General features: G+C 34.0%; 19 protein-coding genes. 14 read left to right on the top strand and 5 right to left on the bottom strand.

The genetic code is table 11. The annotated features are described in order from the left end of the window. Window positions 1-264: 264 nt before the first annotated feature. The 3 genes from RYL55_RS04195 to pfkB all read right to left on the bottom strand — a co-directional run bounded on the left by RYL55_RS04195 (window position 265) and on the right by pfkB (window position 3,118). Window positions 265-711, bottom strand: coding sequence for a fructose PTS transporter subunit IIA (locus RYL55_RS04195; protein WP_315007565.1), 447 nt, complete (start codon window positions 709-711; stop codon window positions 265-267). A 64-nt stretch (window positions 712-775) separates the two neighbouring features. After that, complete coding sequence (locus RYL55_RS04190; protein ID WP_314076777.1) at window positions 776-2,173, bottom strand: PTS fructose transporter subunit IIBC; 1,398 nt, start codon at window positions 2,171-2,173, stop codon at window positions 776-778. Between the two features lie 27 nt (window positions 2,174-2,200). Next, on the bottom strand, window positions 2,201-3,118 hold the full coding sequence (pfkB, locus tag RYL55_RS04185; RefSeq protein WP_314076778.1) for a 1-phosphofructokinase: 918 nt from the start codon (window positions 3,116-3,118) through the stop codon (window positions 2,201-2,203). A 114-nt stretch (window positions 3,119-3,232) separates the two neighbouring features. Here pfkB and RYL55_RS04180 point away from each other — a divergent pair, with 114 nt between their 5' ends. From RYL55_RS04180 to RYL55_RS04155, 6 genes are all read left to right on the top strand, one after another. Beyond that, window positions 3,233-4,024, top strand: a complete 792-nt coding sequence (locus RYL55_RS04180; protein ID WP_314076779.1) for a MurR/RpiR family transcriptional regulator — start codon at window positions 3,233-3,235, stop codon at window positions 4,022-4,024. A 147-nt stretch (window positions 4,025-4,171) separates the two neighbouring features. After that, on the top strand, window positions 4,172-5,560 hold the full coding sequence (mnmE, locus tag RYL55_RS04175) for a tRNA uridine-5-carboxymethylaminomethyl(34) synthesis GTPase MnmE (protein WP_315007563.1): 1,389 nt from the start codon (window positions 4,172-4,174) through the stop codon (window positions 5,558-5,560). A 33-nt stretch (window positions 5,561-5,593) separates the two neighbouring features. Continuing rightward, on the top strand, window positions 5,594-6,073 hold the full coding sequence (locus RYL55_RS04170; protein ID WP_315007561.1) for an 8-oxo-dGTP diphosphatase: 480 nt from the start codon (window positions 5,594-5,596) through the stop codon (window positions 6,071-6,073). A gap of 15 nt (window positions 6,074-6,088) precedes the next feature. Next, entirely contained in the window at window positions 6,089-7,987 is a 1,899-nt protein-coding gene (mnmG, locus tag RYL55_RS04165; protein ID WP_315007559.1) for a tRNA uridine-5-carboxymethylaminomethyl(34) synthesis enzyme MnmG, read from the top strand. A gap of 9 nt (window positions 7,988-7,996) precedes the next feature. Continuing rightward, complete coding sequence (rsmG, locus tag RYL55_RS04160) at window positions 7,997-8,710, top strand: 16S rRNA (guanine(527)-N(7))-methyltransferase RsmG (protein WP_315007557.1); 714 nt, start codon at window positions 7,997-7,999, stop codon at window positions 8,708-8,710. A 207-nt stretch (window positions 8,711-8,917) separates the two neighbouring features. Further along, the gene (locus RYL55_RS04155; RefSeq protein WP_315007555.1) at window positions 8,918-10,006 is read left to right on the top strand and encodes an N-acetylmuramoyl-L-alanine amidase family protein; all 1,089 of its coding nucleotides are present in this window, start codon (window positions 8,918-8,920) and stop codon (window positions 10,004-10,006) included. Between the two features lie 88 nt (window positions 10,007-10,094). Here the strand turns inward: RYL55_RS04155 and RYL55_RS04150 are convergent, their stop codons facing one another. Continuing rightward, window positions 10,095-11,096 (bottom strand): nucleoid-associated protein, encoded by a 1,002-nt coding sequence (locus RYL55_RS04150; RefSeq protein WP_315007554.1) that lies wholly within the window; start codon window positions 11,094-11,096, stop codon window positions 10,095-10,097. 112 nt (window positions 11,097-11,208) lie between these two features. Here RYL55_RS04150 and RYL55_RS04145 point away from each other — a divergent pair, with 112 nt between their 5' ends. The 5 genes from RYL55_RS04145 (at window position 11,209) to RYL55_RS04125 (ending at window position 16,002) form a co-directional block, all read left to right on the top strand. Then, complete coding sequence (locus tag RYL55_RS04145) at window positions 11,209-11,688, top strand: methylated-DNA--[protein]-cysteine S-methyltransferase (RefSeq protein WP_315007570.1); 480 nt, start codon at window positions 11,209-11,211, stop codon at window positions 11,686-11,688. Beyond that, complete coding sequence (locus tag RYL55_RS04140; RefSeq protein WP_315007552.1) at window positions 11,689-12,633, top strand: aromatic acid exporter family protein; 945 nt, start codon at window positions 11,689-11,691, stop codon at window positions 12,631-12,633. It begins immediately after the preceding gene. 162 nt (window positions 12,634-12,795) lie between these two features. Next, window positions 12,796-13,221 carry a 50S ribosomal protein L11 gene (gene rplK / locus RYL55_RS04135; protein ID WP_005607816.1) on the top strand — a complete coding sequence of 142 codons (426 nt, stop codon included), beginning with the start codon at window positions 12,796-12,798 and terminating at the stop codon, window positions 13,219-13,221. A 100-nt stretch (window positions 13,222-13,321) separates the two neighbouring features. Further along, the gene (rplA, locus tag RYL55_RS04130; RefSeq protein ID WP_314111415.1) at window positions 13,322-14,011 is read left to right on the top strand and encodes a 50S ribosomal protein L1; all 690 of its coding nucleotides are present in this window, start codon (window positions 13,322-13,324) and stop codon (window positions 14,009-14,011) included. Between the two features lie 146 nt (window positions 14,012-14,157). After that, window positions 14,158-16,002 (top strand): APC family permease, encoded by a 1,845-nt coding sequence (locus RYL55_RS04125; protein ID WP_315007550.1) that lies wholly within the window; start codon window positions 14,158-14,160, stop codon window positions 16,000-16,002. Window positions 16,003-16,154: 152 nt separating this feature from the next. Here RYL55_RS04125 and RYL55_RS04120 read toward each other — a convergent pair whose 3' ends face one another. Next, window positions 16,155-16,964, bottom strand: a complete 810-nt coding sequence (locus RYL55_RS04120; RefSeq protein WP_315007548.1) for a MurR/RpiR family transcriptional regulator — start codon at window positions 16,962-16,964, stop codon at window positions 16,155-16,157. Between the two features lie 139 nt (window positions 16,965-17,103). Here RYL55_RS04120 and murQ point away from each other — a divergent pair, with 139 nt between their 5' ends. The 3 genes from murQ to RYL55_RS04105 are packed head-to-tail and all read left to right on the top strand — an operon-like array spanning window position 17,104 to window position 20,458. Further along, window positions 17,104-18,000 carry an N-acetylmuramic acid 6-phosphate etherase gene (gene murQ, locus RYL55_RS04115; protein ID WP_315007546.1) on the top strand — a complete coding sequence of 299 codons (897 nt, stop codon included), beginning with the start codon at window positions 17,104-17,106 and terminating at the stop codon, window positions 17,998-18,000. Window positions 18,001-18,012: 12 nt separating this feature from the next. Continuing rightward, window positions 18,013-19,437 carry a PTS transporter subunit EIIC gene (locus RYL55_RS04110; protein ID WP_315007544.1) on the top strand — a complete coding sequence of 475 codons (1,425 nt, stop codon included), beginning with the start codon at window positions 18,013-18,015 and terminating at the stop codon, window positions 19,435-19,437. Next, a complete protein-coding gene (locus RYL55_RS04105) occupies window positions 19,403-20,458 on the top strand; it encodes a MupG family TIM beta-alpha barrel fold protein (RefSeq protein ID WP_315007543.1) in 1,056 nt (351 codons plus the stop codon). The genes RYL55_RS04110 and RYL55_RS04105 overlap by 35 nt, the downstream gene beginning before the upstream one ends. The last annotated feature ends 124 nt before the right edge of the window (window positions 20,459-20,582 follow it).

Raw genomic sequence — 20,582 nt, 5'->3', positions numbered from 1 at the left:
AATATCTGAAACGGCAATTTTTTCAACGACTTGATTGAATGGATGTTCTAACATTGATTTACCCCCTAGTAATAGATAGGTAAATTGTACCTTTTTTATCAAATATTGGCAATATGGAAACGAAAAAAGTCGAAGAAGAGTAAATGGAATGTAATAGAAAACTTTTAATTCAGTTTATGATTAAAAAATGTGGAATAAGAAAGTAGTTAAATTTCTTATTCCACATTAAAATGCATCAAGCAGGATAAAATAGGATTTCTTAAATTAGTGGTTTAAATACTGGTTTAAAATAGTTTCAATCTCACGTTCAGAATTTGCTGAGAGTAAAGATTCTTTAATATCAGCTTTCATTAGCATACGTGCAATTGATGCTAATATTTTTAAATGAGTAGTTCCAGCTTCGTTATCTGGAATTAATAAACTAATAATGAAAGAAGTAGGTTTCCCATCCATACTATTCCAATCTAACCCTTTTTCTAAACGAACAATAATGATACTAGGCGTTAATATTTCCTTTGATTTTGTGTGAGGGATTGCAAAACCATCCATCATACCAGTAGTACCTTGCTGTTCTCGTTCAATAAATCCTTTGTAAACAGATTCCTCATTAGTAGCAATACTCAATTCGATTGCTTTTCTTGATAAAAAATGAAAAACCTCATCTTGAGAATTTAATTCTATGTTGAAAAAAATTGCATTTTGATTTATCAATTTAAAATTCCTCCTAACTTTTATTTTTATAGCATAGAATAATATAAAAATATAGGATTGTATATTATTTAGATAAAGGTTTTCTAGTTGCTCCTAAGACAACTCCACCTATAATTGCTCCAGTCGCAATTGCGATTACCCACAATAATGGATGTGTAACTACAGGTAGTACTAAAAATCCCCCGTGAGGTGCAGGAACTTGTACTCCAAATAAATAAGTTAAAATAGCAGCAATTGAAGAACCTAACATCATTGATGGCATTGCACGTAGAGGGTCTTTTGCAACGAAAGGAATAGCCCCTTCAGTAATGTGAGTAGACCCTAAAATGAAATTTACTAAACCTGCATTACGTTCATTGGCATCAAAACGATCTTTGAACAATAAAACTGCTACAGTAGTAATTAATGGAGGTGCAATACAAGCTGCGCTAACACCAGCCATAAACGCAGTGTTTCCTTCTGCTAATAGTACTGTACCTGTTACATATGCAGCTTTATTTACAGGACCTCCCATATCAAATGCACACATACAGCCAATTACTAAACCAAGAAGAACAGGGTTAGAATCTTGGAATCCTTTTAAGAATACCATTAAGTTTTGGTTGATTTCTGCCATAGGACTAACAATAATACTCATAAATAGTCCAGTGATTAATACTCCTAATAACGGATAAAGGAAAATAGCTTTTAATCCGTCTAGTGTTTTTGGTAATTTTTTAAATAATTTTTCTAAAAGTACAACTAAATATCCTGCGAAGAAACCACCAATAATTCCGCCTAGGAATCCAGCACCACCGTTACTAGCCATAAGTCCTGCTACAAAACCACTAACAAGAGCAGGTCTATTACCAATACTTTGTGCAATGTATGCTGCTAAAATTGGTGTCATTAATCCCATTGCTAGTCCACCAATTTCTTTTAATTGAGCAGAAAAAGGATTATAAGTTGCGTGGTTTGGATCAAAAGAATAAATTCCAAATAGTGCAAATGATACAGCAATTAATACTCCACCACCAACGACGAATGGTAACATGTGAGAAACTCCATTCATCAAATGTTTATATATTTCTCGCCCAATCGAGCTACCACTAGAAGTGGTTTGAGTAGATTCAATTTTTTTAATAGGTTCATCAGATGGATATTTTACGATACCTTCTCCACGTAATGCTTGAGCAATTAGTTCATCTGCATTTTTAATTCCTTGCCCTACAGAAACGTCAATAATTTTTTTATTAACAAATCTATGAGCTTGTACATCTTTATCAGCTGCGATAATTACTATTTTTGCGTTTGCGATTTCTTCTTCCGTAAATTCATTTTCTACCCCAATTTGTCCATGTGTTTCAACTTTAATGTTTACTCCAACTTTTTTTGCTGCTTGTTCAAGTGCTTCTTGAGCCATATAGGTGTGCGCAATTCCCGTTGGGCAACCAGTAGCGGCAATAATATCATATTTTGTCATTTTGTTTTCCCCCTTTATTATTACTTATTAGTATAAGCGTTTGATTTGTTTTATCAATATTGGAACATCTGAAAAATCTGTTAATCCAGGTCTAAATGCAGTAGAAGTTCCAGCAGCAACAGCTTTAATTAAAGAATCTTCTTTTGACATCCCTTGCATTTGGCAGCCGACAAAAGTAGCAAGTAATGTATCCCCTGCGCAAGCAGTATTAACAACATTTCCTATTGGAGCGCTGACATGTATAGTTTCTGTTGGTGTAATTAAAATAGCTCCTTTTTCTCCTAATGAAACTAGTACATTTTGTGCACCTTGCTGTAATAATTTATTTCCGTAGTCTTTAATTTGCTCTAAAGATAATTCTTTCAGTCCAAACCAACTAGCTAATTCTTCATCGTTTGGTTTGATAAGATAAGGATGAAATTTTAATAATTCGGGTACGAAATTTGCTGAAGTATCAAGTATTAATTTGAAACCATTTCGTAGAGAGGCTTCGGCAATTTTTTCGTAAGTATTTTTTTCTATTCCTAAAGGATGACTGCCTGAAACGAATAATGTATCTTCAGAAGATAAAGTATCAATAATTGAAAGTAATTGTAACTCTTCTTTCGAAGTGACAGTAGGGCCTTGATTTACTAATTTAAATTCTTCGTTATTAGCTACTACATGAGCAAAAACATTAATTCGTGTAATACCATTTATCGATACAAAATCAGTCTTGATACCAGCTTTATGTAGCTCACTTTCGATAAATTCTCCTGTGAATCCTGCTTTGAATCCTGTTGCGACACTATCGATTCCTAGTTCTTTTAGTATGAAGCTTACATTAACCCCCTTCCCATTAGGCATGTAAACTGCTTCTTCTGTTCTATTTACTTCAGATGCTTTCATTTGGAGTGTTTTGATATACAAATCAATAGCTAAATTCATGGTACACGTATAAATCATATGTTCACCTCCTTTTGTTTTTTTTGTTATACTTATTATTACATAAATAACTTTGTAAAAGTTTTCTGAATAGGTATTTATATTAGTAAAACTTTACAGAATGGGAGAGTTATCATGTTTAATATGCAGGGACTTACTAATACTGAAAAATATCTTCTTAAATATATTGAAGAGCATTTAGAATTAATACCGTCAATATCAATTGTTAAGTTAAGTGAAGAAGCTAATGTTTCTACAGCATCAATAGTGCGTACAATGAAAAAGTTAGGTTATGATGGATTTACAAGTTTTAAGTATGATTTGAAAAAACAATATCAATTATCTAATAAGGAATTTCCAACTTTTAATAGTTTAGAAATTGTCGATAAAAAAATTCAAGACGTTGTTGACAAGAATGAGCAAGAAGTAAGAAAAACGATAGAGCAATTGGATAGTAAGACAATAGAAGATGCTATGCAAGCAATCTTTGGTGCAAGAAAAGTGTTTATTTTTTCAAGAGGACTAAGTGAGATGATAGCTAGTGAAATGGAGATTAAATTTCATTTGTTAGAAAGAACTTGTGAGCAATATGTAGATCCAAATATTATTAAAACTATTAGCCATCGACTGAATGAACAAGATTTAGCTATTATTGTTTCTTTAAATGGACATACCGATGAGTTAGTAGAGGCAGCAAAGGTTTGTCATAAAAATGAAGTTCCTATAATTGTTATTACAGCAAATGGAGTAAGCCCACTTGCACAATTAAGTGATATTACTTTTGTAGGATTTAAGTCAGAAGGATCTTATTTTCCGGAGTATGAGGTACGTTCACGCCTTCCTTTGCAAATTATTAGTCGAATTTTGTTAGATGCTTATGCAATTCGTGTTGCGTATAAAAGAGGAAAAACGAAAAAAGTCTACTAATCACTCCTTCTACTAGCACAAGTTCAAAAAGTATTGTATAATATCACTGAAATATAGGTAAGCAGTCAAAGTGCGAGCCACCCTTTTATCGATAAAGGGTGGAGTGTGCACTTTTTTTGTGCAATGAAGCTAAGAAAGGATATCAGTATGCAAACAGAATTTGATACGATTGCTGCGATTTCGACAGCACCTGGTGAAGGGGCTATTGGGATTGTCAGAATTAGTGGAGATTTGGCGATTTCAATCGCAAGTTCGATTTATCAATGTGGAACAAAACAATTAGAAGAACAAAAGACTCATACGATTCATTATGGGCATATTGTCGACCCAAAATCTGGAGAAGTCTATGATGAAGTAATGGTGAGTGTTTTAAGAGCTCCAAAAACATTTACACGAGAAGATATTGTAGAAATTAATTGCCATGGAGGAATTGTGGCGATTAATCGAGTGTTGCAATTAGTGCTACGGATGGGAGCTAGATTAGCGGAGCCTGGAGAATTTACGAAACGTGCCTTTTTAAATGGACGTATCGATTTGTCTCAAGCAGAAGCAGTGATGGATTTAATTCGTGCAAAAACGGATAAATCAATGCAATTAGCGATGCGTCAATTAGATGGTCAATTATCACATTTAATTCAAAATTTACGTCAAGAAATTTTAAATACATTAGCGCAAGTAGAAGTAAATATAGATTATCCAGAATATGATGATGTAGAAGAAATGACTTTGCAATTATTACGAGAAAAGACGCAACAAGTATTGCAAGGGATTCGTGCTTTATTAAATACAGCTAGTCAAGGGAAGATTTTGCGAGATGGATTAAAAACAGCCATCGTAGGTCGCCCAAATGTTGGGAAATCTAGTTTACTAAATGTGCTATTAAGAGAAGAAAAGGCAATTGTAACTGATATTGCAGGGACAACAAGGGATACAATTGAAGAATATGTCAATGTTCGTGGAGTACCTTTACAATTAATCGATACAGCAGGAATTCGTGAAACGGATGATGTCGTAGAAAAAATTGGGGTAGAACGTAGTCGTAAAGCGTTAAACGAAGCGGATTTTGTCTTGTTATTATTAAATCAAAGCGAAACATTACAAGAGGAAGATATTCGTTTACTAGAAACTACAAAGGGAATGAAACGAATTATTTTATTTAATAAAACAGATTTGCCTTCAAAACTTTCAACAGAGGATATTGCTCCTTATGCTCAGGAAGAAGAAATTGTCACAACTTCTATGTTAAATAAAGAAGGAATTGATCAATTAGAAGAAAAAATTGCGGGATATTTCTTCCAAGGACAAATGAATGAACGAGATGCGACTTACTTATCGAATACTCGTCATATTGCCTTGTTAGAAAAAGCAGAACAAGCATTAGTCGAAGTGCAAAATGGGATTGAAATGGAAATGCCAGTCGATTTAATTCAAATTGATTTTACAAGAGCATGGGATTTATTAGGAGAAATTACAGGAGACAGCGTTCAAGATGAGCTTCTAACTCAATTATTTAGCCAATTCTGTTTAGGAAAATAAGAGAAATCCAATGTTGGAGAAAGGGAGTATTGTATGACAAGATTAGCAACGATTTGTTATATCGATAATGGAAAAGAATTGTTATTACTAAAGCGCGATAAGAAACCAAATGATGTGCATGAAGGTAAATACATCGGAGTAGGTGGCAAAATTGAAGCAGGTGAATCTCCAGAAGAATGTGCCATTCGTGAAATTTTTGAAGAAACAGGTTTGACGGTTCATCAAATGGCGTTAAAAGGGATTATTACTTTTCCTGAATTTACTCCCGAACATGATTGGTATACGTATGTGTTTCGAGTAACGGAATTTTCCGGGGAATTAATCGATTCTCCTGAGGGGAGTTTAGAGTGGGTTCCTTATAATCAAGTACTGACCAAGCCAACTTGGCAAGGAGATTTAATTTTTATGAGTTGGTTATTAGAGAACCGACCATTTTTCTCGGCTAAATTTATATATGAAAATGGTGAATACATTCGCCATCAAGTGGAATTTTATACAACGAATGAACAATAGAAAGTAGGAGGAAGTATGGTAACAACTTATGAAGCTGGTAACTATGATGTTATCGTAGTCGGTGCGGGTCACGCTGGAAGTGAAGCTGCACTAGCAAGTGCTCGTATGGGAGCTAAAACATTATTATTAACAATGAATTTAGAAATGGTGGCATTTATGCCGTGTAATCCGTCTGTTGGAGGCCCTGCAAAAGGAGTTGTTGTGCGTGAAATTGATGCGCTAGGCGGAGAGATGGGAAGAAATATTGATAAAACCTATATTCAAATGCGTATGTTAAATACAGGGAAAGGCCCTGCAGTACGTGCTTTACGTGCGCAAGCAGATAAACATCTATATGCGCAAGAAATGAAAAAAACAATTGAACAACAAGAAAATCTTGATTTAAAACAAGGGATTGCGGAACGTTTAATTGTAGAAGACGGTGTTTGTAAAGGGGTTGTATCTCATACGGGTGCAATTTACCGTTCAAAAGCAGTTGTTTTAACAGCTGGAACATCTTCTCGTGGACAAATTATTATTGGAGAATTGAAATATTCTTCTGGAGCTAATAATTCTCAGCCTTCGATTAAATTATCAGAAAACTTATTAGAATTAGGATTTGAATTAGCTCGTTTTAAAACAGGAACTCCTCCAAGAGTGAAGAGTTCTTCGATTGACTATAGCAAAACAGAAATTCAACCAGGAGATGAAACGCCAAACTTATTTAGTTTTACTTCTAAAGATGAAGACTACCGTTATGATCAAATTCCATGTTGGTTAACATATACAAATGAAGGAACTCATGAAAAAATTCGTGAGAACTTACATCGTGCGCCAATGTTTACAGGAATTGTAGAAGGAGTAGGAGCACGTTACTGCCCATCTATTGAAGATAAAATCGTACGTTTCAGTGACAAACCTCGCCACCAAATTTTCTTAGAACCAGAAGGAGAAAATACGGAAGAAGTGTATATTCAAGGATTATCGACTTCTCTACCAGAAGATGTTCAAATTCAAATGATTCATACGGTAGAAGGTTTGGAAAAAGCTGAAATGATGAGAACGGGTTATGCGATTGAGTATGATGTTGTTATTCCTCATCAATTAAAAAATACATTTGAAACAAAAATTATTGAAAACTTATTTACAGCTGGACAAATGAATGGAACAAGTGGATATGAAGAAGCAGCAGGTCAAGGGCTTTATGCTGGGATTAATGCCGTTCGTAAAATCCGTGGAGAAGAACCATTTATTTTAGGTCGTAGTGATGCGTATATTGGAGTATTAGTAGATGATTTAGTGACAAAAGGAACGACAGAACCGTATCGTCTATTAACTTCTCGTGCGGAATATCGTTTATTATTACGTCATGACAATGCAGATTTACGTTTAACAGAAAAAGGTCGTGAATTAGGTTTAATTTCAGATGAACGTTATGCAGCTTTCCAAGAAAAACAAGCAGCCATTCAATCGGAGATTAAACGTATCCAATCTATCCGTTTGAAACCAACGGAACAACTTCAATCATTCTTGGCAGAAAAAGAATCAGCAGAATTAAAAGACGGTATTTTATTAAGTGATTTATTAAAACGTCCAGAGTTAACTTATAATGACTTAATTGGTTTTGCAGAAGAAGAGGTAGCTGTTTCTCGTGAAGTGAAAGAACAGGTAGAGATTTCTGTGAAATATGAAGGCTATATTGCCAAAGCTATTGAAAAAGTAGAAAAATTAAAACGTATGGAAGCAAAACGTATTCCATCGAATATTGATTATGATGCTATTAATGGACTTGCCACAGAAGCACGTCAACGTTTGAAATTAATTCAACCAGAAACGATTGCACAAGCAAGCCGTATTAGTGGGGTAAATCCTGCCGATGTATCGATTTTAATGGTGTATATCGAACAAGGAAAAATTGCGAAAGTTCAAGAGTAGGAGAATTGTATGAAACCAGAAGAATTTTATCAAAGACTCCAAGAAGTTCATGGTATTACGTTAACAGATGTACAAAAAGAACAATTTCATCACTATTTCCAATTATTGGTGGAATGGAATGAGAAGATGAATTTAACGGCGATTACTGATGAAGAAGGAGTGTATTTGAAACATTTCTATGATTCTTTGGCCTTAGGATTTCATCATGAGTTATCGAATCAAACATTGTGTGATGTAGGAGCCGGAGCTGGATTTCCAAGTATTCCATTGAAAATTGTATTTCCAGATTTAAAAGTGACAATTGTGGACTCGCTAAATAAACGAATTACGTTTTTAAACACTTTAGTAGAAACGTTAGGACTAAGAGATGTGCAATGTTTCCATGATCGTGCAGAAACTTTTGGACAAAATAAAAATTTCAGAGCATCTTATGATGTCGTAACAGCTAGAGCGGTAGCAAAATTAAGTGTACTAAGCGAATTTTGTATGCCATTAGTGAAGAAACAAGGATACTTTTTAGCGTTGAAAGCTGCTCATACAGAAGTGGAGTTAGAAGAAGCGAAAAAAGCAATTGCCATTTTAGGTGGAAAAGTAGAAGGTGATGTGTCCTTTGATTTACCACATGAAGGTGGAAATCGTCATGTAGTAACGATTTTAAAAACAAAAGAAACTCCAAATAAATATCCACGAAAACCAGGAATTCCATTGAAGAAACCATTATAGAAAAAAGACTTTTCTGTTGTAGCAGAGTTTGTTAGACTAATGAACTTGTTACAGTAGAAAGTCTTTTTTGTTACAAATAGTTTAAAGAATTGTTAATTTTGTGAAAAAAATATTTTTTAAAATTGGAAGGGGAGTATAATAACGGTAGAGAGATTTTTCTAGAATTTCTTTAGATAAAATACCAATAAGTAAAGGGGAGATTTTCAAATGAAAAAGAAATGGTTTGGTAGTTTATTAGCTTCTACAGCTTTAGTAGCAGCATTAGCAAGTAGTCAAGCGTTTGCTGCAACAAATGATGGTTGGGTTCAAAGTGGCAACCAATGGAATTTATACCAAGAAGGTAAATTAGTAAAAGATGGCTGGGCTAAAGATAAAGGCACATGGTATTTCTTTGATAATAATGGTGTGATGCAAACTGGCTGGGTATTCACTGGCGGAGCATGGTACTCTCTAAATGGAGATGGAGCGATGCGTACAGGTTGGTATCAAGAAGGAAATACATGGTACTATTTATCTGACCAAGGAGATATGCAAACAGGTTGGACAAAAGTAGGAGATAAATGGTCTTACTTTGAATCAAATGGTTCAATGGTAGCAGATCAACCGGTGAAGGCAAACGATGGTCGTTCATATGTCATTGGAAAAGATGGTTATATGTTAACAGATACTCCTTATCACCTAGTGTCTGAACTTTATCGTATTGGGGGCGATGAATATTTACTTCATAAATCAAAAGATGGTGTCTATATTGCACAAAATGAATGGTTTTTAGAAAGTAATTCTAGCTTAGGAAAAGCAGGTTATGACTTACTCGATACATTAGTAGACCATCAAGAACCTGGTGGAATGATTGATCCTAAATCAGTTGTTAAAGAGCTAAATCAATTTATGGATCGCTTCTACTTTGGTGAAAATGGGAAACGTGTAGAAAAATTACCAGAAATGTCTATCACTTCAACAATTAGTGTGAAAAATAATAACGTAGTTATTGATCACTTCACTCCACGTTTATCAATTTTAGGTCACTTTACAATTGTGAATAATAAACTTTATGTCCTAAAAAATCCTAATGAAGGTACATTACGTCCAGGGTACAAATTCTTGTTAGGACAAAGTTCAGAAAATGGCTATAACTTACTTGTTTTAGCAAATGAACAAGGGGAAGTAATTTCTATGAAACGTTTATCAAAAGATGTTTCAGATTTTAACAAGAAAGATATGGCTGGTTTAGCAAATGATCGTATTATGATTGATATCAATCAAACAGAAGATCAAATGGTTCGTGTATATCATTAATGATATGAGTTAATGGATATAGGATTTATGAAAAGAAAACCTTAACAAAGAAAATAGCGAAATGAAGCAACACTTCATTTCGCCTTTTTTATGCATTGAATCGATTCATAATCGAGTCGATATTTTTAATTAATACGGAAATGGATCCGTCTGGATTGTTGATAAACTCCACCATTTCTTTGTTTTCATAAATGTCACTTGGAATGGTAATTTCAATTCCATTATCGAGTTTGAATTTTTGTTTACTATATTTCTTCTCATATTTTGGCACATTTGTAACAGGAATTTTTTCTGGGATTTTTTCAGTCGCAATGGCTTGGTAAGCTGCTTCTTTTGCAAGAGGTTTATCTTTGAAGACCATATCGAAAATAATTCCTGCATCAATCTCATCACTTTCTTCTAATTGTGTGAAGATTGCTTGTTGTGTGGTTGCAAGTGCAAGATAATTTTCTTCATCATATTTTTTAGCAACATGTGTGACTGTCTTTTTAATTTCTTTGATTTGTTCTTGCGTACTTGTAGGAGGCGTAATTTCTAAAAATTGCTCTGAGAAATATGGAATTTTTTTACCTTCTACAATATATTTGCGTTCGATTAATTGGTACTTTCCATTGCTTGTATCTACAATGAATGCTTCTGATAATTTTTGAGAAGGGTTTGGTAAAATTGCATGATTTTGCAGCACTGTATTTAATACTTGGTCGTCTTCATAATCTAAAAAATGCGTATATTTAGAGCTATAGTCTAAACGTAAAATCGCAAAGAAATTTCCGCCTTGATCATTAATTCCTGTTGCGAATACATAATCAGCAGCAGGGATATCTTCTGCTGGGGCGATAATTTCATATAATTTATGAGCCAATTGTTGTGTTTTTTCAATAAAAGGAATGCTGTCGTCTGCTAAAAATCCAAGTAGTGGTTCTTCTGGAGGTAAGACTCCATGACGAGGGTCGCTTTTCAATGTTTTTTCAATTATTTTTGTAAAATATTCTGTAATATAGGGATTCGATAAAGGTAATTCTTTTTGGGATAACAGTAAGTTCCCGCTATTTTTATCGAAAATGTGTAAATAAGCTTGGTGTAAAATCATAAGAACTCCTTAAAAATATTAGTAATACAAACATACCACTTCTTTTTTTGTAAGTAAATGGAGTATACTATTTTTATTCTGAGAAATGGGAGGTTGAGAAGTGTTTGAAAGAATGATACAAACTCCTCTAGGAGAAGTTCGATTAAGAAGTGATGAAAAGTCATTAACAGGCTTATGGTTTGTAGGGCAAGTGAATGATGCTAAGAATCACAGTGATATCGAGATAAAAGATGATTTATCAATTTTTGTACAAGTTGAAAATTGGTTAGAACGTTATTTTTCTGGCGAGAAAACTCCGATAACGATTCCGCTGAATCCTAAAGGTACAAATTTTCAGCAAAGAGTTTGGCAAATGTTGCAAGAAATCCCCTATGGAGAAACGATGACTTATGGAGAAATTGCACAGAGAATTGCAAAAGAAAAAGGAGTAGCAAATTACTCTGCTCAAGCAGTTGGACAAGCAGTTGGGAAAAATCCAATTAGTATTCTCATTCCATGCCATCGAGTACTTGGGAAAGATGGTACATTAACTGGATATGCGGGTGGAATTCATAGAAAAGAAGAGTTGTTAAGAATAGAAAGGGGAAAATAAATGGTATTAAAAGGAATTAAAATGGTGTTAGCGGCATTTGGAGCGTTGTTAGTGGCACAAGCGTTAGGGTTGTCTTCAGCTTCTGTTGCATCCATTATTGCGATACTGAGTGTGGTAGATACAAGAAAGTCTTCGATTGTAATTGCTTGGAAAAGAATTATTTCCATGTCCTTAGCTTTAACAATAGCGGTATGTGTATTTATGCTACTCGGTCATTCAACAGCAGGATTTGGAGTGTATTTATTAATTTTTATTCCGTTAGCTTTTTTATTTAAAGTAGAAGTAGGAATTGCACCAAGTTCGGTATTAGCTATTCATGTTTGGTTAAGTAAAGAAATTACTCCTAATTTATTGCTTAATGAAGCATTAATTTTATTGATTGGTGCTGGAGTAGCGATTTTAGTAAACTGGTATATGCCAAGTTATCAACAAGAAATTGAAAAGAAACGAGAAGAAATTGAATCAAAACTTCGAGAGATTTTGTGTCTAATGGCTTCGTTTTTAAGAGAAGGTAACGGAACAAATGATGCTAAATTAATTTCAGAAGCAAAAACAACGTTAACAGAAGCACAAAAATTATTATATATCGAAAGCGAAAACCAATTATTTAGTCAATTTAATAAAGATTTATGTTATTTTGAAATGCGTGCTGAACAATTACAATTATTAGAAGTAATGGCGAAAAATTTAAATGATTTTCATTGTCCTGCTAGGGAAGCGGAGCTGCTTGCAGAAATGTTTCGTTCAACTGGAGAACAATTACATTTAACGAATACAGGAGTATCTTTAATGGATGAAATTCAAGATTATATTGATGAATTTAGAAACTTGGATTTACCACAAACGAGAGATGAATTTGAATATCGTGCAACATTATTCCAGTTATTAAGAGATTTACAACGGTTTATTGATCTTAAAGTATGTTATTTTAGAGATCATCAATAATCGTCAAAAAATATATCGAAAAAGTTGCAAAATAACTTGCATTTCACAAGAATTCTTGCTAGAATATCAAAGTGCATTTGTGTGCACTGGAACAAAACGTGGGAGGAGAAATCTTCATCTCCATTTAAACCACGCGCGAAACAATCAAGGAGGTAATGTCTCGTGGCTAAAAAAGTTGTAAAACTAGTTAAATTACAAATTCCTGCAGGTAAAGCTACACCAGCTCCACCAGTAGGTCCAGCTTTAGGTCAAGCACAAGTTAACATCATGGGCTTCTGTAAAGAGTTCAACGCTCGTACAGCAGATCAAGCTGGTTTAATCATTCCGGTAGTGATTTCAGTATATGAAGACCGTTCATTCGACTTCATCTGTAAAACACCACCAGCAGCAGTATTATTAAAGAAAGCTGCTAAAGTAGAAAAAGGTTCAGGCGAACCAAATAAGAAAAAAGTTGCTACTGTAACTCGTGATCAAGTTAGAGAAATTGCTGAATTAAAAGCACCTGACTTAAATGCAGCAGATGTTGAAGCTGCAATGCGCATGGTCGAAGGTACAGCCCGTTCAATGGGATTTGTAGTAGAAGGCTAACAAACATGCAGCTTCCAAAAGTCCCTAACACGAGTGTTTCACTCATGGACTTTGTGGGAGGTAGAACCGTTAAAACCACACAATAGGAGGAAATTATACAATGGCAAAGAAAAGCAAAAAATATTTAGAAGCCGCTAAAAAAATTGATTCTTCAAAAGCTTACTCAGTTCAAGAAGCAATCGCATTAGCAAAAGAAACAGACTTCGCTAAATTTGATGCATCTGTAGAAGTTGCATATCGTTTAGGATTAGATCCAAAGAAAGCTGACCAACAATTACGTGGAGCAGTAGTTCTTCCAAACGGAACTGGTAAAACTCAACGTGTATTAGTATTCGCAAAAGGTGAAAAAGCTAAAGAAGCTGAAGCAGCTGGCGCAGACTACGTTGGTGATAGCGAATTAGCTCAAAAAATCCAAGGTGGATGGTTTGAGTTTGACGTTATCGTAGCAACACCTGACATGATGGGTGAAGTTGGTCGTTTAGGTCGTGTATTAGGACCTAAAGGTTTAATGCCAAACCCTAAAACAGGTACTGTTACAATGGATGTAACTAAAGCTGTTGAAGAAATCAAAGCTGGTAAAGTAACTTACCGTATTGACAAAGCTGGTAACATCCACGTTCCAATCGGTAAAGTTTCATTCGAAAACGAAAAATTAGTAGAAAACTTCAAAACAATTCACGAAACATTATTACGTATCAAACCTGCTACAGCTAAAGGTCAATACGTACGTAACGTTTCTGTAACTACTACTTTTGGCCCTGGGGTTAAAGTAGACGTAGCTTCTCTATAATTTAAAAATGATTAAAAAACCAAGCCTCATGCTTGGTTTTTCTTTTTTAGTTTTTTATTTTTGACAATCATATTTTCTAAGAGTAAAATAACTCTATTGTTTATTTCGAGGTATCAAATGCCTTATGTATGTTTAAGGAGTTATTTATGTTTTCAACATTAAAAAAATGGTTTATTGGAAGTCCTCTCCAATCGAATTCAGAAAGTGAAGAAGGATTACTTGGGAAAACCCAAGCGTTAGCAATGCTTTCTAGTGATGCGTTATCTTCTATTGCATATGGTCCAGAGCAAGTAGTACTTGTTTTAATGACGGCTTCGGCAGGAGCTATTTGGTGGTCTTTACCAATTGGAATTGTTGTTTTAATTTTATTAGCAAGTTTGACAATTTCCTATCGTCAAGTGATTCATGCCTATCCACAAGGTGGTGGCGCTTACTTAGTAACATCTGAGAATTTGTCTTCAAATGCAGGTTTAATTGCTGGTGGTAGTTTGCTAATTGATTATATGTTAACGGTGGCTGTATCTGTAGCTTCAGGTGCAGATGCGATTACTTCAGCGGTGCCAAGTTTACAACCATATAATTTACATATATCCATTTTGTTAGTACTTGCTTTAATGATGATGAATTTAAGAGGACTTCGTGAGTCTGCGACTGCTTTGATGGTTCCTGTATATCTTTTTATTGTGAGTACACTTCTTTTGTTAGGATATGGATTTACTCAAATTTTAACTGGGCAGTTAGTTTATAATGCTACGGCTCATGTAGGGCAAACTATTTCTGGTGTAACTGTAATTTTGTTATTACGTGCTTTTACTAGTGGATCTGCTTCGCTTACAGGAGTTGAGGCTATTTCCAATGCAGTACCATTTTTTAAATCACCAAAAGCGAAAAATGCTGCAACAACTCTTGTTATTATGACTATTATTTTAGGGATTATGTTTGCTGGTATTACTTTTCTAAATTATTGGTTGGGTCTTGTTCCAGAGAATGGAATTACAACTCTAGCTCAAATGGCGCATGCTATTTTAGGAGATTCTACGTTAGGTCAAGGGTTATTCTATATTTTCCAATTGTCGACAGCGTTAATTTTAGCAGTTGCAGCAAATACAGGTTTTTCTGCATTTCCAATGTTAACGTTTAATATGGCTAAGAAAAAATATATGCCTCATATGTATATGGAAAAAGGAGATCGTTTAGGTTATTCGAATGGAATTATAACTCTTGCAACAGGTGCGGTTGTATTATTATTAATATTTGACGCTAATACAGAAAGTTTAATTCCACTATATACGATTGGTGTATTTATTCCTTTTGCTTTATCGCAAACTGGAATGGTCATTTATTGGAGAAAATTATATGGAAAGAACTTTTTACGACACTCAATTGCAAATATTTTAGGTGCAATTATTTGTTATGGAATTGTTGGAATCCTATTGCTGTTTAGAATTAGTGAAATATGGCCATTCTTCCCAATTATTGCTATTTTGATGTGGATGTTTTTAAGAATAAAAAATCACTATGATAAAGTAGCTGCGCAATTACGCATTTCAACAGATATTGTTAAGAAAACGTATAATGGAAATGTAGTTATAGTGTTAGTTGGGAATGTTACACAAGTAAGTGTGGGAGCCATTAGTTATGCGCATAGTCTTGGTAATGATATTATAGCGATGCATGTATCTACTGAAGAAACGAAAGAAAAAGATGAGGAAGTTGCTCGTGAATTTAAACAGTATTTCCCAGAGATTCGTTTTGAAAATGTAATGACAAACTATCGTGATGTCATTCCACCAACAATTGAGTTTGTGGAGAAGATTGCAAGAGAAGCGAAGGAAAGTGGAAAATCAGTAACAGTTATTGTTCCTCAATTTATTCCAAGAAAAAATTGGCAAAATGTATTACATAATCAAATGAGCTTGAAATTAAGATATGCACTTCGTATGCATGAAGATATTGTTATTTCAAGTTATTCATTCCATTTAGTGGAATAATAATGATGTGATTATGTTAATATGAGTGAAATCTTTTGATGATAAGTTTTAAGACGTTAGGATGTGATAGACTAAGTTTATTACATCCTAACGTTTTTTGTGTTAAAAGTACTGTTATTTTAAAAATCATATTAACATTTTATGATCCAATACTATAAATCTTCTCTCAATGGATGAGTCATGCGGTAACTTTTTTCTAGATTTTGGAAATGACGATCTTCTTCTTTTTGGAGTAAAGCAAGATATAAAATATCAATTAAGAAAAATGAATCGTTTCGGCTTGTGATGGCAGATGAACGAATAGTATTTTCATGTCTTGGAATTTTAAGTTGATAAGTGCTTAAAGCGTCTAATTGCTGATTGCCAATTCCTGTAATGGATAAAGTTGGAATTGATAATTCCTTTGCGATTTTAAAAGCGGTAATAACTTCCTTTGTGTTGGAAGAATAACTAATACCAATAATGAAGTCTTGATTTGTTGCTCCACTTAGACTAGCAAGTTGAATATGAGAGTCTGTATGATAAATAATATTTTTCCCAATCCTACTTAATTTGAAATATAAGTCATTACAAACCATTCCTGAAGCACCGACACCAAACATATAAATTCTCCTCGCAGAATGAATTTGTTGAACAATTGTTTCGAGTAATTCATCGTTGAGGAGTTCCAATGTCATTTCATAAGAACGTGTGATTGTATGAAATAATTTGGACTGAATCGTTTTAATCGTATCATGACTATCCAATTGTGCATCGATAGGTTGTGAGTTTTGTTGGGCAAGAACTACTTTGAAACGGGAATAAGATGTGTACCCAATCTTTTTTATATATTTACTAATTGATGAAGATGAAACGCCAATAAAATCTGCTAAATCATGAATACTTGAAGATAGTACGATAGAATTATTTTGTTCGATATAGTGAGCGATTTTTTTGTCAGTTTCTGTTAAAAAGTTTTTCATTCGTATTTGACTCCTTTTTGGAAATTTTATTTCTAAATTTATTATACTATATTGAAATAAAAATTACAAAAGTGTATAATGAAATCAGATAAAGCGATTACAAGTCATCTGAGAAAGAAATAGGGATGGAGGTGAAGTTATGGAAAATATTTCAAAATTAATGACGGAACAATCAAATGTAAGAAGCAATAATATAGAAACACAATCTGTAAAAGATATTTTAATGTATATGAATGATGAAAATCAGATGATTACAAACGCTATCGAAAAATGTATTCCTTCTATCGAGCAAGTAACAAACGCAGTTATTGAAAGCTTCGAGAGTGGTGGGCGACTCATCTATATCGGAGCGGGTACTTCAGGAAGATTAGGAGTATTAGATGCAAGTGAGTGCCCACCAACGTTTGGAGTTTCTCCAGAAATGGTTGTTGGGTTAATTGCTGGTGGAGATACAGCGTTGAGAAATGCTATTGAAGGAGCAGAAGATGATGAAACTTTAGCTCAAAAGCAATTAGAAGCAATTCATCTTTCAGCAGAAGATGTTGTAATTGGAATTAGTGCAAGTGGTAGAACGCCTTATGTTGTTTCTGGATTAATTTATGCCAGTCAAAAAGGTTGTTTTACGGGATCAATTTCTAATTCTCCTCAATCGAAAATTAGCGAAGTTGCTACAGTAGGGATTGAAGCTACTACTGGTCCAGAAGTTGTGACAGGATCAACGAGAATGAAGGCAGGTACTGCTCAAAAAATGATACTAAATATGATTACAACAACAGCAATGATTCGTATTGGTAAAATTTTTAAAGGGTATATGGTTGATGTTCAGCCAACAAATCAAAAATTAAAACAACGAGCAGCTACTATTTTGGAAAAAGTAACAGGAATAAAAAAAGAAGAGGCTGTTCAGATGTTAGAAGCAACTGATTATGATTTAAAAGTAGCGATATTATCGCAATTACACGGTATTACACCAAAAGAGTCCATAGATTTATTAAAAGAAAATCATATGAATATTGTAAAAGCGATGAAAAAATAAGGAGGTAATATTATGGAACCGAGAAAAATAGCAGAAGCAATTTTAAATAGTGTTGGGAATAAGGGGAATGTTTATAGCAATTCTACATGTATGACCCGCCTTCGTTTAATGGTATCAGATATATCAAAAATTGATGTAGCCTCATTGAGAAATATTGAAGGAGTTTTAGGTGTAGTAGAAAGAGATGAAGGTGTACAAATTGTTTTAGGTCCTGGGAAGGTTACAGAAGTGGGAAGAGAATTTGCTGAGTTGACAGGTATTGCTTTAGGAAGCGTGGATGAAGTGAATGCTGAAGATTTAGCAAGAAAGAATAAAAAAGATAATAAAGCAGCCCACAATGGACCAGTTCAAAGATTTTTAGAACATATTGCTAATATTTTTGTTCCACTATTACCAGGTATTATTGCAGCTGGTTTAATTAATGGGATCTCAAATGTTATTAATGTAACAACTGGAAATGCTTATAACTTTGAATGGTGGTATCAAGCTATTCGTACAATGGGATGGGGGTTGTTTGGCTTCTTACCTTTATATGTTGGATACAATGCCGCGAAAGAATTTAAAGGAACTCCTATTTTAGGGGCGATTGCAGGTTCTATGTCATTAGGTGTTTCTACAATGCCATTGTTATTAAAAACTGATACACAAAATGTTGTATTACCATTTACAGGGAAACCATTTAATCCAGGGGCTGGTGGTCTGTTAGCAGCTTTAATGATGGGGATTGTAGTAGCTTATTTAGAAAGATGGATTGATAAGAAAATGCCTCAAATGTTAAAAACTTTCTTAACACCATTATGTACTTTAATTATTGGAGCATTCATTTCAATCTTATTGATTCAACCTGCTGGAGCTGCTTTAACACAAGGAATTTATACTGTATTGAATTTTGTTTATGAACAATTAGGTGTTGTAGGCGGATATATTTTAGCAGCAGGATTCTTGCCGATTGTATCTGTTGGATTACACCAAGCTTTAACACCAATTCATGTGCTATTAAATGATCCAAATGGACCAAGTGCTGGAATTAACTACTTATTACCAATCTTAATGATGGCTGGTGGCGGTCAAGTCGGCGCAGGTTTAGCTTTATATTTGAAGACAAATAATAAAAAATTAAAACAATTAACAAGAGATTCACTACCTGTAGGTGTCTTAGGAATTGGTGAACCAATGATGTATGCCGTAACTCTTCCGTTAGGAAAACCATTTATCACAGCCTGCTTAGGTTCTGGCTTAGGTGGAGTTTTAGCTGTACTATTCCATTTAGGAACAGTATCTCAAGGGGTATCTGGATTGTTTGGAGCATTAATTATGGTTCCTGGCACACAAGTTCAATTCTTAATCGCTATGGTAGGAGCGTATGTGGGAGGATTTATCATCACTTGGTTATTTGGAGTAGATGAAGAAAGAATTAATGAAGTATATGGAAAATAATCGAAACAAAATTTCATTTGGACGTTCGATTTATCCTAATTTAAATAGAGAAATTTTAAAAAAGATTTTAGATGAGATGAAAGCTGCGCGTCAGTGCGTAGCTTTTACTTCTTTTCAATTGCAAGAATTTCCTATGAGAATTGAACAAATGATGGAATTTATTGAATTAACAGTTTCTTATGGGGTAGATGTTATTCCTGATATTGCCCATAAAGATTTGATAAAAGAAAATATTTTAGCATTAAAAAAATCGGGGTTGAAATATCTTCGCTTAGATGAATTTGGAGATGAATCTCTTGTTCAGAGATGTGGTCAAGCTTTTCAATTAGTTGTCAATGCTTCGACTTTTAAAGAAGAAGAAATAATTGTTTTACAAAAATTAGGACTAAACACTCAAATAATTGCATGTCATAATTATTATCCAAAAGAATATACAGGAATTTCTATTAAAAAGCTAGAGAAGATGAATGCGTATCTGAAAAGTTTAGGAGCTGAAATTTTAGCATTTATTCCTGGAGATGAACCGTATAGAGGACCAATTCATCAAGGGCTACCTACTGTAGAAGAACATCGAAAATGTGATAAGCGTTTAGCAATTTGCGAATTAATGAATGCTAATACGGATATGATTATAGTTGGAGATCCTTATGTAAATGAAGAAACACAAAAAATCTTATCGGATTTTCAAAAAGGATTTGTGATATTAGAGGCAGTTGTTCCTGAGGCGTTAGAAGGAAAGCTTCTTTATGATAGACCGGATGCTAGTGATTATGTTTTTCGAGTACTTGGGACAAGAGGGATGGAATTATTAGCAGGCGAAGTTTCTGTAAGCAATAGACGTGTTGGAGAAATTAATCAAGCAAATGAGGGTTATGGACGATATCAAGGAGAAGTGGAAATAACAAAACAAGTTTTACCCCTAGATGAACGACAAAATGTAGTGGGATATATTTTAGAAAAAGATACTTTCTTACTGTCGAAATTGCCAGAGGGCTATGGAATTGTATTATCAAAAGTTTGAAATGAATCAGTTTAGACTAGTAATAGTTTAAGCTGATTTTTTTATAGAAAGGACTTTTCAAATTGTAGCATTAGGACGCTAGCAGCCTCGCAAGAGAGTCTCATAGCTAAACTTTGAGCCTAAG

Source organism: uncultured Granulicatella sp. (genome assembly GCF_963515615.1).
GTDB lineage: Bacteria > Bacillota > Bacilli > Lactobacillales > Aerococcaceae > Granulicatella.
The sequence above is the reverse complement of the archived record's forward strand: the minus strand, read 5'-3'. Positions and strand labels throughout refer to the sequence as shown.

What these genes read in the sequence shown, in the direction of transcription:
- RYL55_RS04190 (WP_314076777.1), bottom strand. Translation starts at nt 2,173, where the DNA reads ATGACAAAATATGATATTATTGCCGCTACTGGTTGCCCAACGGGAATT.
- pfkB (WP_314076778.1), bottom strand. Translation starts at nt 3,118, where the DNA reads ATGATTTATACGTGTACCATGAATTTAGCTATTGATTTGTATATCAAA.
- RYL55_RS04180 (WP_314076779.1), top strand. Translation starts at nt 3,233, where the DNA reads ATGTTTAATATGCAGGGACTTACTAATACTGAAAAATATCTTCTTAAA.
- mnmE (WP_315007563.1), top strand. Translation starts at nt 4,172, where the DNA reads ATGCAAACAGAATTTGATACGATTGCTGCGATTTCGACAGCACCTGGT.
- RYL55_RS04170 (WP_315007561.1), top strand. Translation starts at nt 5,594, where the DNA reads ATGACAAGATTAGCAACGATTTGTTATATCGATAATGGAAAAGAATTG.
- mnmG (WP_315007559.1), top strand. Translation starts at nt 6,089, where the DNA reads ATGGTAACAACTTATGAAGCTGGTAACTATGATGTTATCGTAGTCGGT.
- rsmG (WP_315007557.1), top strand. Translation starts at nt 7,997, where the DNA reads ATGAAACCAGAAGAATTTTATCAAAGACTCCAAGAAGTTCATGGTATT.
- RYL55_RS04155 (WP_315007555.1), top strand. Translation starts at nt 8,918, where the DNA reads ATGAAAAAGAAATGGTTTGGTAGTTTATTAGCTTCTACAGCTTTAGTA.
- RYL55_RS04150 (WP_315007554.1), bottom strand. Translation starts at nt 11,096, where the DNA reads ATGATTTTACACCAAGCTTATTTACACATTTTCGATAAAAATAGCGGG.
- RYL55_RS04145 (WP_315007570.1), top strand. Translation starts at nt 11,209, where the DNA reads ATGATACAAACTCCTCTAGGAGAAGTTCGATTAAGAAGTGATGAAAAG.
- RYL55_RS04140 (WP_315007552.1), top strand. Translation starts at nt 11,689, where the DNA reads ATGGTATTAAAAGGAATTAAAATGGTGTTAGCGGCATTTGGAGCGTTG.
- rplA (WP_314111415.1), top strand. Translation starts at nt 13,322, where the DNA reads ATGGCAAAGAAAAGCAAAAAATATTTAGAAGCCGCTAAAAAAATTGAT.
- RYL55_RS04125 (WP_315007550.1), top strand. Translation starts at nt 14,158, where the DNA reads ATGTTTTCAACATTAAAAAAATGGTTTATTGGAAGTCCTCTCCAATCG.
- RYL55_RS04120 (WP_315007548.1), bottom strand. Translation starts at nt 16,964, where the DNA reads ATGAAAAACTTTTTAACAGAAACTGACAAAAAAATCGCTCACTATATC.
- murQ (WP_315007546.1), top strand. Translation starts at nt 17,104, where the DNA reads ATGGAAAATATTTCAAAATTAATGACGGAACAATCAAATGTAAGAAGC.
- RYL55_RS04110 (WP_315007544.1), top strand. Translation starts at nt 18,013, where the DNA reads ATGGAACCGAGAAAAATAGCAGAAGCAATTTTAAATAGTGTTGGGAAT.
- RYL55_RS04105 (WP_315007543.1), top strand. Translation starts at nt 19,403, where the DNA reads ATGAAGAAAGAATTAATGAAGTATATGGAAAATAATCGAAACAAAATT.